Origin of the sequence: Plebeiibacterium marinum, from assembly GCF_026013615.1 — a bacterium.
GTDB lineage: Bacteria > Bacteroidota > Bacteroidia > Bacteroidales > Marinilabiliaceae > Saccharicrinis > Saccharicrinis marinus_A.
Map to the genome: position 1 here is coordinate 129564 of NZ_JAPDPI010000010.1, position 13525 is coordinate 143088.

The following is a 13525-nucleotide window of genomic DNA, read 5'->3' on the forward strand; positions in this document are numbered from 1 at the left end:
CCTGAATATATTATTAAGCGGACTTTCTACTGAACTGATCCTTCTTTATACAGGTTTTCTATTTCACTCTTATTCATTGCCTTATTATACAACCTTGCTTCCCTGATAAACCCTTTAAAATTTTCAGGATCGAAACCCGATGACCCAATTTTCACTTTATCAGCTTCAACAAACAGGTTAAGAGGCATCTCATTGTCTAACTCGCCATTCACATAAATACATTCCTTCATTCCATCGAAGGTTACTGCTATTTGAGTCCACTCTTTTAGAGGTGGCACTGTAACAAAAGGCATATCCACAGATCCATCACCATGGGCAACAGCCCCAAAATTACCTTTGCCATACATTACTGAGGCATATGACCCCTGCAACATATTATCACGGCTGTTCCACGACAAAATACATTGTCCAATGGTTTCCTCTGTAGGATAGATCCATGCAGCAACTGTAAAAGGAGCATTCCAGTTAAAGTTATCAGGTGCATTTTTTGATAATTCCAGATAACTCTTACCATCTAAATACAAGGCCTTATGCTTACCTATCTTTTTAACCTTAGGGTTTCCGACCGGAATAAACTCTCCCTGCAAATCCCCTTCATTAACAATTGAATTGTTTACTGTTCCTGCAGGCAAATCCTTCGCATCGAAAAGAACCTCCAGCGCATTACTAGGTTGTTTGTAATCGTTTACTTTAACAGGCTGATTATTATATTCAGGAATATCAAATAGCGTATTGTACACTTTAACATTCCATATTGCAGCTAACATCCCGGATTTTTCAGTACCTGTAACAGTTACTTTAATATACCTTGCTGCAACCTCTTTATCATCAATCATCGGACTACCAGCAGTTTCATTCTTTGTTTTATCTGCATATAATTCCCAGCTGTTCTTATCGTTAGATGTTTCTATCTTATATTGATAATAAAAAGTGCTATACTCGAATTGTGTTAATATTCTTTTAAATGACTGTTTCGTTCCCAAATCAATGATGATAGACTGTGGCATACTACAATTTTCAGCCTTCCATAAGGTACCATTATCATCATCTGTTGCATTTTGCGAACTATAAATATAGTCGACCGGCTTTTGTGTAAAAACAGAAGCTTTTGACTTTAGGTGATACTCAGAAGAGGCCTCTGTGCCTGCTCCTAATGCAATATTCTTTAATTTGGTTTTAAACCTCTTAACCCCTGTGTGGGTTGGCACTATCTTTAAAATGGTAGTATCGTTAGCAAACACCATCTCATCCATACAAACCTGACGGAACTCCCCACCTGAACTATGTGGGTTATCGTGCCTGTGGTACAGGATATATGTTTTTCCATCAATCTCAATTAATGAATGATGCCCTGGAGAATCCACCGTCATATCCTCATTGGTTTTGAGTATTGGGTTGTTCTGTCCGTATTTATAAGGGCCTGTAGGAGAATCGGCATAGGCATAATGCACTGCATACGAACTTAGTCTACAATCCCCTGCCGAATACATTAGTATATATTTCCCATTTCGTTCAATAGGATATACCGCTTCAAATAATTCAGGAAGCTGTTCATTGGGAATATAGCCCTCATCCAAAATAGTGTGCATATCTGATGGATCTATTTTTGCCCATCCCAATCCTTTAAACACGTGACACCAAGTGCCAAAATAGGTATAAAGACTTCCATCGCTACAACTTAAAAACTGTGCATCCAGAGCCGGCAGATTTTCAGTACCGGTTCCTACAGGAACCACTGGTTTTCCTTCGTTTAAAGCTTTCCAGGGACCTATGGGATTATCTGAAACATAACCATATATGTTACATCCAAACTGACAGTTACCCATATAGTAATAGTACCTGCCATCTTGTCCTTTTACTACATCCGGAGCCCAGCAATTGGTTAAACCTTCCGGTAAATCTATATCCAACTCATAGTTAAACCAATTATCAAGGTCTTTGCTTAACCAAACTGTTGGCTGTCCCGATGCCAGTTTAACTCCATCTGTTGTTGAATATATATAATAGGTATCACCAAACTTTTTAATGGTAGGATCTGCAAAATATCCGGGCAGCAACGGATTACTGTTTGTTTGAACGGCAATTTCCTGCTTACCTTCAGTACACCCAAATATTACTAAAATTATCCAAGCTATATATAATACTCTCTTCATTCTAAAATCTTTAATCGCCTAATTATAGTTTCACCCAATACTAAATAACTACACTCTATATATTAGTTTTGGCTAGAGTAATGTTGTATTATCAAACTTTACCTGATATGGCCATTGGTCATCATTACTTTCATCTTCATCCCAGGGATGTGGAGCATAGGTTTTTGGAGCACCAGTTACTACAAACCATAACTGGCTACATTTCTTTGGCACTTTAAATGTAACAGCACCCTGAGTGGCTGCATTCATTTTACTGTATACCCTTTTACCATTTTCTAAAAGCGCCACATAACCATAACGCCATCCTGCCCTGGCTGTGTCTTCAACTGTATTGTAACCGTCTGCATTTACAATCCCTTTAAAATAGGCTGTAATCTTTTTTCCTGCTCCCGGCACCTCTAATTCCAATGCATTAAAACCTGTTGTTCCCGGGCAACTATTGTATTCAACCTGATAAGTGCCATCTTCTAACAAGTCAGTATTACTCTTGTACTTTCCAATATTTTCTTTTCCTCCTTCTCGCAATCCATCTATATCCCAGGTCACCATTTTAGATGCTGCCTCATAAATTTCATCATTTAACTGAGGTGCAGAAATATCTGTAATTCGCATATATGCCTGAAAAGGATCTTCCGGTTTTTGAGCACTGCGCCATAGTTTTCCTATAAAGTCAACCCCATGTTTTTCAATCCAGTAATAATGAATAAAATAACTTGAGTAACGGTAATCTTCATGACATACATGACGGTGGCAGTTTTTGATATACGTATCAAGATCTCTTTTATTGAAAATATCATCAGGATAACATTGCATGGCTTGCCACTGTGCTGTTTGTTCCCAAAAGCCATTACCTCCATTACCTCCGAAACCGTATCTAAAGCCTCTAGTAAAATCTTCCTTTACATCCCCATTTGCCAACAAATCGGCATAAACCTGGTATTGGAACGAATGCCCTATTTCATGAGCGATAACACTTCCCACCGGTTTACATGTACTTGGACTCACCCAAAGTGCACCAATCACATCATCATACCCGGCACCAAAGGCCATCCATTCGGTAGTATAATGAAGCATGATAATCATTTTATATTTATCCAGGTTAGATTTTCCTGAACCCACATTTGCAAACTGAAGCTTATTGATATTTAAAGCATAAAACTCTTCAGCTTTAAGCAACATATCATCTATATCTACACGGTATTCTTCCGGTATATCGTTGGAGTTTGGATTGTTTTCACCATAACCTGCCTCCCAGAAGGCTATGAAATGGTCTGATTGTTTGCTTCGTTTATAGCTCCATTTATTGTTGGGATCATCAAAACCTGATTCTTTAAATTCCTGTGGAATATATATTTTCCTATCAGCTTCTTTTTTAACAGGAGTTTCCATTGACTGAGAAAAACCAGCACTATGAATACTCATTAAAAAGAACAATACTATCGAAAAAGCACTAAGTTTCATACAATTATTTTTACTATCCTTACCTATGTTTCAAAAATTAAATCTCACTGTAAAATTGTATTTTCAATCTCTTTTAGATCATAACAAATGTTCAAAAAGCTTATACGAATCGTTAATAAACAGATATGAACATTTATGCAAGTGGTAGAAGACATAATCTCCTATCCTATATAAAAAACCTTAAGGTTGCCAAAAACTGACAACCTTAAGATTAGAGAATTATTGCAAAGTAACATTGAACACAAATGTGATTTGATACTGTTCTCCGTCTTTTGTATAAACAAAAGCTTCTTTTATTGTGTATTTATCACCTGCGCTACTTTTTCCAGGATACTGACCTATATTAAACTCAAAATTACTGCTGGAGAATTCTGAGAATAGCTTACTGTCATTATCACCTCCCCAGCCTATTGCATCACCGTTGCTATCGAACCAAAAACCATAACCATTGGCTGTTGTTTCATAGTTAATATTACCACCTGACTCTTCAGCTGCAAAGGCAATTTTACCTTCCTGAGGTGTTTCTTTGGCAGCCAACATGATTCCTGCTATTGCAGATGGTTGCATAACCAAGGCCTCAGCAACATCATTTATATCACCATTGTCATATAAATTGACTACAGCACCTGAATAATCGTCTGCTGCAGCAAATGAAATATCATATGTCAACGTTAGATTTTCAGGTGTGGCATTAGGATCGATAGTTAAATTACCCAACAAATCGGTATTGGTAAACGAAACCTTATATGGCCATTGATCATCATTGCTTTCTATTTCATCCCAAGGGTGAGATGTATATGACGATGGAGCTCCGGAAACCACAAACCATAGTTTTTTACATCCTTCAGGAACTGTAAATTCAACATCTGCTGAAGTGGATTTATTCATATCTCCATACACACGTGTACCATCATTTAATAAGGCAACGTAACCATAACGCCATCCTGCCCTTGTAAGTGAACTACTATTGTAGTTTCTTGTAGTCATAACTTTTTCCTCATCGGTATACGAACCCGGATCATCAGCAGCCAGGGCTGAACCAGGGGTTAAACCTCTAAAGGATGTAGTTACAACAGAACCGGCATCGGGAACATTAAGCGGAATTACATTAAATCCTGTAGTACCCGGACATTTGCTATATGCAACCTGGTAGCTTCCGTCTTCTAACTGGTAAAGTTTATATGAGTAATCTCCTATAAAATCTGACCCATTACTACGAATTGCTTCCACATCCCATGTTACCAAATGTGCATAGGCATCATACAACTCATCATTCATTTGACTAACGTCCAAACCATTTATCCTCATATAGGTTTCAATAGGATCTTCAGGTCCTTCGCATTCGCGCCATAGTTTCCCTATAACATCCAGGCCACGTTTCTCTGCCCAATAATAATGCAACCAATAACTAGCATAACGCTGCCATTCATGACAAAAATGGCGGTGATAGTTATCCATATGTACACTATAGTTATATGAAGTAAAAGCTTCCATAGGATAACTTTGGAAGGACTGCCATTGTGCACATTGCTCCCAAAAAGCATTACCGCCATTACCACCATAACCATACCTATAACCTCTGTTGAAATCATTAGAGATACCACCATAGGCTAATAAGTCGGCATATGTCTGGTATTGAAAACTATGTCCAATTTCGTGAGCAATGGTTGAACCAACAGGATGAACTGTAGATGGGTTAATCCATAATGCACCGATAAGATCATCATAGCCACCACCATAGGCCATCCATTCCTGAGTATAAAAAAGATAAATCTGCAATTTATACTTGTCTACATTTGAAGTTCCTGCACCAAGCTGAGCAAACTTTAACTGATTGATATTGATATCAAAGAAACTTTCTGCCTTGGTTAACAGGTCATCAATATCTACTCTGTATTCTGCAGGAACATCGCTTGAATTTGGGTTTTCACCAAAACCTTCTTCCCAAAATACAATAAAGTGATCTGACTGCTTACTTCTAACAAAGTTCCATTTACTGTCACTTCTAAAGAAATCTACATTTTTATGCTCTGCCGGTTTATAAAATTTGTCCAGGTCAGCAACATCTGATTCTTCCAGAACCAACACCGTATCCTTAGGTTCCACAACATCAGTTGTATCCTTAGCATCAGGATCCGGTATCACTACTTCAGGAACATCTCCATCTGTTTCACAAGAGGGTAAAACACCCAAAGCCAAAACAAATAGTATTGGCAAAAAATATAAGCAAAAGCCGGCAAAAGCCGACTTTTGTTTTAATTCACAATTCAAATTTTTCATAAAATAATACTTATTCTATAGTATAAGTAATGTTGAAAGTAACTGCTGCACCATTTAATGTAGCAATATATGTAGTAGTCACAGTATTTCCAGAAGCTGCATTATCAGGATGGTTTCCTGCATAGATATAAAGCTCTGTTTCGCTATGTCCAAGACAACAATACACAACGCCTTCTGACCATTCACCCACTGTTCCATCAGCCTTAAGCCAGTATCCCGGAACATCTGAAGTATATGCAGGATCCGTATCGCTTGTTGCACCCTGGTATAGTTTAAGTTCACCAGATCCAATTGCTTTATGGATTTGATAAGTAGTCATTTTAAATGCATTACGCAATGTTTCTTTTACATCTAAAGTAGTTCTTGCATAAGTATTGTTGTATGCCTGTGTTAACGCAACATCTAATGTAGCATCTGCAGGATCACCAGCCGGAGCTGTTTCCGGATCTTGATAACCTAAAATATTTACAGCAATATTAAACATCACAATCTTATCGTTAGCAAACAAACCGTATTTAATATTGTATACTTCATCGCCTGCAAGGTGATCAGGGAATTGACCTATTACAATTACTCCCGGATTATCAATATAGTATTCTGTAAATACACTTGCATCATCGCCATAGCTACCTACATAACCATTCATATCGTACCAGAATCCGTTGTTGGTAACTGGTTCCTGATTGTATGAACCATCTTCGTTTACACCAATAAACTTAACTTCATCAATAGAGCTAACACCTAAATCAGTTAAAGCCTGATCCAGGTCAAATTGGATCTCTCCTCCATCATATGAACTTAATGCAGTAACATCAATTGACAAATCCAATGTACTAACCACATCAGCTACTAATTGTCCTGGTGCAGAAGCATTAATTGTGATCACAACAGCTACACGTAACTCATTATATTTTAGAGCTTCGATTACTTTAATAGTTCCTGGCTCAAGGTTTCCGGGTAATTGACCCACAAAAAACTCACCAGCCTCATAATCGAATTCACAAAATACAGTAGGAACATTTATCTCATCACCCCAAGAGGTAACATCTCCTTCAGGACCCCACCAGTGCCCCCATGGAGCATTGGTTGTAGAGGCGTTTGCATAATCGGCACGAGTTGTCCAGTCAATCGCAAAACACTTAATTTCAGGAGCACCACTTTCTCCGGCAATACCTGCTAAAACTTCAGCCTCAGTAAGACCAAACAGCTCAGCTATTTTGTCCATTTCAACTGTAACCATACCTGCATCCCACGATACATCACTTGTGGTAGCATCTATGCTATATTCTAAAAGTAAATCTGCATTAATCCTGTTTCTCTCTGCTTCGGCAATTGAATCCTGACGATGCATTTCTGCAATTTCAGCGTCTGTTAGCACATGCAAAGCACTGAAATCTTCATTATCGCCACAGCTAAATAAACCTGCAAATAGCGCAGCTAAAACAATATATAATTGAAAATTTTTCATACGTATCATCCTTTCGTTACAAAATGTTAGTTATACCCTTCGTTTTGAACCAATGAAATATTGGTATCTAAAGCATCTTTAGGTATAGGGAAATAGTTCCAGTGAGATTCAGTTGTAGCATCTTTACAGAACCATGATTTTCCGTTAAACACGCTTCTTCCATCTGCCATTTTAAAACGCACTAAATCTTGTCTGCGGTGGTGTTCACCAACAAACTCCCATGCAAGGTCATCCAATAAACCACCTAACTCAATATCACCACCACCTTCGATAGTAAATACATAAGTTTCCCAGTTGTTAAAACCTTCGCTGGTATACTCTCTGTGACCATAATCGTAAACACTACCTCCAGTTAAATCTGCAACTGTACGTTGAGCTTCAGCAGCTGAATCGAAAGAACGGCTTCTTACTTCGGTAATTAAATCTGCAGCAACCTGCTCATCTCTTCCTAAGCGTAATAAACACTCCGCTTTAATAAACATAGCATCAGCCAAACGGAAAAATGCCACATCGTTACCATAAGTACCACCGTCTCCGGCTACAATCTCACTTTTCACAAAACGGTAACCTTCTTGCTGGTACGCTCCAGGATTATCAATTGAGTGAACATTTACAGAGTAGTTTAATACTCCCTGACCTGCCCAGTCATCAGTAGTAAAAGAAATAGGGTCACCTGATTGAGGAATAACCTCTCCTGAAGCATCTTCAGTTGCAGTTAACTGCACACCACCAGCCCAGGTATAAGCTAACCTATTGTCGCCTTCTTCATAACTTTCGATAAATTGAGGGATTGCACAACTTCCATTCCATGGAGAACCATCATATCCGTAAGCTGCAGCACCGGCACCAACCAAACACTTATTAACCAAGTAATTGTGCGATGCATTCTTTTTATCTAATGGAATTGCAAAAATAACTTCAGGTGAAGTAGAAATATCCGCTTTAAAGTTATCCAAATAATTTGGAGCTAATGAATAGCCTCCTTCTGTAATTACTTCTTCTACTTCAGCCAATGCTTTTTCGTAATATGTATTGTCATTAGTTTCGAAGTAAGCATTGTAGTTCAAATAAAGTTTTGACAATACCATGCAGGCACCATATCTGTTAGGATAACCATGATACTTTTCTGTACCTAACTCATCTTTAATGGCGTTCAATTCTGTTACACAAAACTCATAGATTTCCTTAGCAGTTACCTGTTCCGGCAAATAACCTGCTTCAAAATCCTGTGTTGTGATCAAAGGAACATTACGGAATGCATCAAGCAATATGTAATAATTCAAGGCTCTCATAAAACGCATTTCAGCCTGATCAGATCCTGTTTCAGGTAATACATCCAAACATTTATTGGCATAACCAATACCTAAATAGGCATAATGCCATAAGCCGGCTAAATGGCCTTGAGTTGAGATCCAGTCATGCTTGTGCATGTTAATATATAAGTCTCCCCATCCAATACCAACACGTTTAGGAGTCATATATGTATCACTACACTCTTCCATCACATCAAAGTATCCATTCCATCCCCAGTACAAGAAACGAAACTGTGCATATACCTCACCCATCATAGATCCTACTACGGTTGGATCGGTTACATCTATCGTTTCATCAGTAAGTTTATCGTAAACAGTCTCTTCCAGATCAGTACACGCACCAATCGTCAACAAAAAGCCTAAGACTATACTAAAGTTTATATATTTTGTAATTTTCATTATTCTCCAAATTTAAAAGTTAACAGAAAGACCAACTGTATATGAACGAACAGTAGGATACTTATCACGATCATCAATACCTGGTGCCAAAAAGTAATTGGAAACCTCAGGATCAAGACCTGAATAACCTGTAATACAGAAAAGGTTTTGTCCGGAAACATACACTCGAAGTTTATTGATGTACTCACCTAATTTTCCCTTTGTAGGTATGGTATAACCCAATGTTGCGTTTGTAAGTTTTACAAAATCACCATCTTCAATGTGATCGCTCCAAACACCTTGAGTCATTGAGTTAGCTAAGGCTACCATTTTTTGCTTTCCTGTTTCTGGATCGATTACAGCAGCACCTCCTGGTTCTACTGCAGGATATTGATCAGCAGCTGAACTTAAACGGTTATAGGCAATAGAGTTGTTCTCGTAAAAACTTCTCTGAACATTTAAAATTTTAAACCCGAACTGTCCTGTAAATTGCAGATTCAAATCAAATCCTTTATAACGCAAGGTATTATTCCATCCTGCATAAATCTGAGGCAGACCATTTCCTAAACGCTGACGATTTTTTTCGTCGTTATATTTTGTTTCAAACTCTTTAACAGTCCAGTTACCATTATCATCTTTTACCTGAACCAATACAAAACCATCTTTACTAACTCCAACAGAACGTAATCCCCAGAAGTCTCCCAATCTATGTCCTACTTCCATTGCGTGAGTAGGTACTGAAATAGGATCGCTCACTCCACCAACTTCAACAAAGTTATCTGTTTGGTATAAGTCATTCGACAGGCTTAATAGTTCATTCTCGTTATGAGACATGGTTAATGTAGTACTCCACTCAAAATCTGATGATTTTACAGGGACAGCATTAATCATTACTTCGATACCCTTATTGCTCATCTCTCCAACATTGGCAGTAGTAATATCATACAACATTGGAGGTACAGGTACTGCATAATCATATAACAAATCTACAGTCTTCTTACTATAAACATCAATGCTACCACTTACACGGGAATTTAATACAGCCCAATCCATACCGATGTTTACCTCACTTGTTTTTTCCCATCTCAAATCAGGATTTGGGTTTTGATCTACTTTTAATGAAGGAGTCCAATCACCATCTTTACTTAAGTGTTTACCCCAGGTGTCATAATCATATCTATTCAAAGACACATATGGATCATTTGGAATTACACCAGTAACACCATAACCTGCACGTAATTTCAAGTTAGATAGCCATGCAAAATTTTGCATAAATTCTTCGTTGCTAAGTGTCCATCCCAAAGATGCAGAAGGGAAAGTACCCCATTTATGCTTATCACCAAACTTAGAAGAACCTTCACGCCTAACACTAACCATTGCATTGATACGGTTGTCGTAGCTATAACTTGCACGACCAAAGAAACCAATCAACTTGTTATCATTCTGATAAGAACTCATACTTGCAACATGGTCCTCATCAGTTAAGTAAGTTCCCTGGTTTAAGTTATTGTATAGGTATGATTCTGACGGGAAATTTGAGTTTCCTGCGGTAAAACCATCATAGCTATTATACAAGTAACTATAACCCACTAAAGCATTAATACGATTTTTACCCACTGTAAAATCATATTTAGACGTCAGCTCAAGGTTATCACTGCGATCTAAATAAGACCCTTTAGAAGCAGACCCCCTTACGGTTGTTTGTGTACTAGTTTCTGAATCTTCACTAGCCTTTTTATTTCCTAGATACCCACTACTGTAATAGTTTTGTGAAGTAGTTTCTGTTTCCTTTCTGGAAATCATCAAATTTGTTTTCCATCCCTTAATAGGCTCCACTGTCATATTACCTGTTATACGGGCATGTTTAGTTCTGGTATCACCTATAAGTTCATTTTGAATTGCAACAGGGTTATAATACTGGAATTTACTATATTCTTCATAGTAAGTTCCATCCTCGTTGTAAATAGGCGACGAAGGGTTGCGGATTACAGCCTGGCGGTAAGCATATTTGTTGTTGTTATTGGTATGCTTATGAGTGCTGTAAAGTACATTAACATTAAACTTAATGATATCATTTAATGCATATTGACTAAAATCCAATTGCCCTTTGATGTTTTCTCTATCACTCTTGCGCATAATTCCTTCTTCGTCAGAATAAGTAATGTTTGCAGCGTAAGTAGAGTTTTCTGATCCTCCCTCTAAGCTTAATGAGTGATTTTGAGTATAACCAGCCTTACGGGTAATAGCTTCTAACCAATCTGTATCATAACCATCATAGTTAAATTGAGTACGTCCGTAAATTACATCATTGGTATTCATAAAATCAGATGTTTTGTACCATTCTGATATAGAAGCATAGCTCGAATAGGTAGCACTTGTTTTTGAACCACGCTTACCTGATTTTGTTGTAATCAAGATAACCCCATTGGCACCCCTTGTACCATAAATAGCTGCTGCAGAAGCATCTTTCAACACATCAATAGAAGCCACATTTTCTGGAGCCACAGTAGTTAAAGACCCCTCAATACCATCTACCAAAATCAAAGGCTCCACACTACCCTTAATTGTAGTGATACCACGTAACATGATACTTGAATTCTCGTTAGGGTCTCCTGACGACTTAGTAATACTTAAACCAGCAATTTTACCTTTAACCAATTCTGCAGCATCACCAATTTTACCTACAGAAAAATCCTCAGCCTTTACACTGGCTACCGCACTGGTAATATCGCCTTTTCTTTGTGTTCCATATCCAATGGCCACAACTTCATCCAAACCAATCACATCAGGTTGTAACACTATATCCATTACTGAAGTTTGTGCCGTAACTACAATCTCTTGATTTGCATAACCAACAAATGATATAACCAAAACATTGCCTGCTTCAGTTGTAATAGCAAAATTACCATCAATATCTGTTATTGTACCATTTGTAGTACCTTTAACAACAACAGAAACGCCCGGCAATGATTCGCCTGTATCATCTGCAACTTTTCCTTTTACTTCAATATTTTGAGCCCACATCATTGTTGAGGCAAAAAATAGAAAAGCAACCATTATCATCCTAGCCCGGAAATAACTAAGACCTTTTAATAAGCAAATTCTCTTCTCTTTCATAAAAATTTTAATTTAAATATTAGATGTGTTCCAGAGTTGTTTCAAAATTGACAATTATTCTCCTCGGCGGCTTACACATATGTTTTTTAAATTCGAACACCTGTGTACACGCCCTGTTTCCGCTACAATAACCTTATGTTTGAATCAGAATATTCTCAATTGCTCATTTTTCGCCTACACACCATATGTTAACAAAGCTTAAATATTTCATTACCTACAATTTACAAATCATTAAAACACCATCCTAACAGGCCTTTTATCCTATAAAATGGACATTTGTACGCGTTTTTGAACATATGTACAAGCGCACAAATGTATTTTCCGCGATACTTTTTGGGCGAGTAAAGGCCATAAACGAGAGGATAGTTTAATGAGGAAGGTAACGGGGAAGTAAATAGGGTTTGGATGTTGGAAAGAGGGATTGTGCTGGCTGAATATTGTGCAATACGGGAATCAATCTTCCCCTGAAAGGGGGAAGTACCACATCAAAGATGGGGGGAAGGGGGTTTTATTCATAACATCTTGTCTATATTACCAAAAACAACTATTGGCTTTATGAAATAATAAACCGGCCCAAATTAAAATATTATAGAAATAAACTTAGAACATCCCGATATTATTATAAAAGAAATTGAGGAGTTTTATGAGGATTGGAGTGAGATAAACATGGTAATATTCTAGTTATTGTATTAGCACAAATTTACCCCCTTCCCCATGCTTTTAGCATGGTACTTCCCCCTGATAGGGGAAGATTGATTACCGTGATGTATAGGTAGGAAATTTATGGTCGCACTGCGGGGGTTGAAGCTCTCCCTTTTGGAAGTTGGAGAGTACGGGTTGGGATAAAATCTGGTTTTGTTGCAAGAACTATTTAGATTTGAATCATAAAAATACTCCACTTTCCTATAAAATAACTCCACTTCACTATAAAAAAGAATGGCTTTCTTATAAAAAAGAGCGGCCTTTCTATATTTTTTACAGGATTTGCTTATTGTTTTGCTCTTATTTTATACTTTCTATTCTATACGCTATAAATTTTATACAACATGCTATTTTATTTAGCAGAATTCCTATAAAAAAGAACCGATTTTGAATAAAATTTATAGAAAAGCGGTTCTTTTTTTACCGAAAACGGCGTTATTTTTCCCGTTTACGATTCTTTTTTACAAATAAGTGGTTTTATTTAACAGGTACGCCTGTTTTTATTTATGATAGTTCATGAAAAAATGATAGGAAAGGCTATATTTTTAAGCAAAACACTTTAGTACATGACAAAACTATAAACAATTGAAAATCATCAAATTAAGTATGTGATTTTCTTGTTTAAAACCTTGATATTCAGTATCTTACAAAAG

General features: G+C 37.3%; 6 protein-coding genes. All 6 read right to left on the reverse strand.

Annotation, left to right across the window (positions count from 1 at the left end):
* Positions 1-26 precede the first annotated feature (26 nt).
* The gene (locus OM074_RS07070; RefSeq protein ID WP_301198754.1) at positions 27-2153 is read right to left on the reverse strand and encodes a family 43 glycosylhydrolase; all 2127 of its coding nucleotides are present in this window, start codon (positions 2151-2153) and stop codon (positions 27-29) included.
* A 72-nt stretch (positions 2154-2225) separates the two neighbouring features.
* Complete coding sequence (locus OM074_RS07075; RefSeq protein ID WP_301198755.1) at positions 2226-3614, reverse strand: DUF6055 domain-containing protein; 1389 nt, start codon at positions 3612-3614, stop codon at positions 2226-2228.
* 219 nt (positions 3615-3833) lie between these two features.
* Positions 3834-5894 (reverse strand): DUF4859 domain-containing protein, encoded by a 2061-nt coding sequence (locus OM074_RS07080; protein WP_301198756.1) that lies wholly within the window; start codon positions 5892-5894, stop codon positions 3834-3836.
* 10 nt (positions 5895-5904) lie between these two features.
* The gene (locus OM074_RS07085) at positions 5905-7362 is read right to left on the reverse strand and encodes a DUF4859 domain-containing protein (RefSeq protein WP_301198757.1); all 1458 of its coding nucleotides are present in this window, start codon (positions 7360-7362) and stop codon (positions 5905-5907) included.
* Positions 7363-7388: 26 nt separating this feature from the next.
* On the reverse strand, positions 7389-9074 hold the full coding sequence (locus OM074_RS07090) for a RagB/SusD family nutrient uptake outer membrane protein (protein ID WP_301198758.1): 1686 nt from the start codon (positions 9072-9074) through the stop codon (positions 7389-7391).
* 12 nt (positions 9075-9086) lie between these two features.
* Positions 9087-12170 (reverse strand): SusC/RagA family TonB-linked outer membrane protein, encoded by a 3084-nt coding sequence (locus OM074_RS07095; RefSeq protein WP_301198759.1) that lies wholly within the window; start codon positions 12168-12170, stop codon positions 9087-9089.
* Positions 12171-13525 lie beyond the last annotated feature (1355 nt).

What these genes read in the sequence shown, in the direction of transcription:
- OM074_RS07090 (WP_301198758.1), bottom strand. Translation starts at nt 9,074, where the DNA reads ATGAAAATTACAAAATATATAAACTTTAGTATAGTCTTAGGCTTTTTG.
- OM074_RS07070 (WP_301198754.1), bottom strand. Translation starts at nt 2,153, where the DNA reads ATGAAGAGAGTATTATATATAGCTTGGATAATTTTAGTAATATTTGGG.
- OM074_RS07080 (WP_301198756.1), bottom strand. Translation starts at nt 5,894, where the DNA reads ATGAAAAATTTGAATTGTGAATTAAAACAAAAGTCGGCTTTTGCCGGC.
- OM074_RS07075 (WP_301198755.1), bottom strand. Translation starts at nt 3,614, where the DNA reads ATGAAACTTAGTGCTTTTTCGATAGTATTGTTCTTTTTAATGAGTATT.
- OM074_RS07085 (WP_301198757.1), bottom strand. Translation starts at nt 7,362, where the DNA reads ATGAAAAATTTTCAATTATATATTGTTTTAGCTGCGCTATTTGCAGGT.
- OM074_RS07095 (WP_301198759.1), bottom strand. Translation starts at nt 12,170, where the DNA reads ATGAAAGAGAAGAGAATTTGCTTATTAAAAGGTCTTAGTTATTTCCGG.